Origin of the sequence: Paenibacillus mendelii (assembly GCF_024498075.1) — a bacterium.
Lineage (GTDB): Bacteria > Bacillota > Bacilli > Paenibacillales > Paenibacillaceae > Paenibacillus_Z > Paenibacillus_Z mendelii.
Genome location: NZ_JANHOF010000059.1, coordinates 1 through 1,374, shown reverse-complemented (window position 1 = coordinate 1,374; position 1,374 = coordinate 1). Strand labels below are relative to the sequence as shown.

The 1,374-nt window shown below is 55.7% G+C and carries 1 rRNA gene; it reads left to right on the top strand.

Annotation, left to right across the window (positions count from 1 at the left end):
* A 23S ribosomal RNA gene (locus NNL21_RS36000) occupies positions 1-1,373 on the top strand; the annotation flags it as partial.
* Between the last annotated feature and the right edge of the window lies 1 nt (position 1,374).

The following is a 1,374-nucleotide window of genomic DNA, read 5'->3' as shown; positions in this document are numbered from 1 at the left end:
AAGGCTGAGCTGTGATGGGGAGGGAAAATTAGAGTACCGAAGGTCATGTGTTCCCGCTGCCGAGAAAAGCCTCTAGCCAGGTGAAGGTGCCCGTACCGCAAACCGACACAGGTAGGCGAGCAGAGCATGCTAAGGCGCGCGGAAGAACTCTCGTTAAGGAACTCGGCAAAATGACCCCGTAACTTCGGGAGAAGGGGTGCCTCGGTAGGGTGAATAGCCCGAGGGGGCCGCAGTGAAAAGGCCCAAGCGACTGTTTAGCAAAAACACAGGTCTGTGCGAAGCCGTAAGGCGAAGTATACGGGCTGACGCCTGCCCGGTGCTGGAAGGTTAAGGGGAGCGGTTAGGGAGCAATCCCGAAGCTGTGAACCGAAGCCCCAGTAAACGGCGGCCGTAACTATAACGGTCCTAAGGTAGCGAAATTCCTTGTCAGGTAAATTCTGACCCGCACGAATGGCGTAACGACTTGGGCGCTGTCTCAACGAGAGATCCGGTGAAATTTTAATACCTGTGAAGATGCAGGTTACCCGCGACAAGACGGAAAGACCCCATGGAGCTTTACTGCAGCTTGATATTGGACTTTGGTACGATCTGTACAGGATAGGTGGGAGCCTAGGAAGCCGGAGCGCCAGCTTCGGTGGAGGCACCGTTGGGATACCACCCTGATCGTATCGGAGTTCTAACCTGCCACCCTGAATCGGGTGGAGGGACCGTGTCAGGCGGGCAGTTTGACTGGGGCGGTCGCCTCCTAAAAAGTAACGGAGGCGCCCAAAGGTTCCCTCAGAATGGTTGGAAATCATTCGTAGCGTGCAAAGGCATAAGGGAGCTTGACTGCGAGACCTACAAGTCGAGCAGGGACGAAAGTCGGGCTTAGTGATCCGGTGGTACCGCATGGAAGGGCCATCGCTCAACGGATAAAAGCTACCCTGGGGATAACAGGCTTATCTCCCCCAAGAGTCCACATCGACGGGGAGGTTTGGCACCTCGATGTCGGCTCATCGCATCCTGGGGCTGAAGTAGGTCCCAAGGGTTGGGCTGTTCGCCCATTAAAGCGGTACGCGAGCTGGGTTCAGAACGTCGTGAGACAGTTCGGTCCCTATCTGTCGTGGGCGTAGGAAATTTGAGAGGAGCTGTCCTTAGTACGAGAGGACCGGGATGGACGTACCGCTGGTGTACCAGTTGTTCCGCCAGGAGCACCGCTGGGTAGCTACGTACGGACGGGATAAGCGCTGAAAGCATCTAAGCGCGAAGCCCCCCTCAAGATGAGATTTCCCAGTATGTAAGACCCCTGGAAGACGACCAGGTTGATAGGTTCGAGGTGGAAGTGCAGCAATGCATGCAGCTGACGAATACTAATCGGTCGAGGGCTTATCCTAA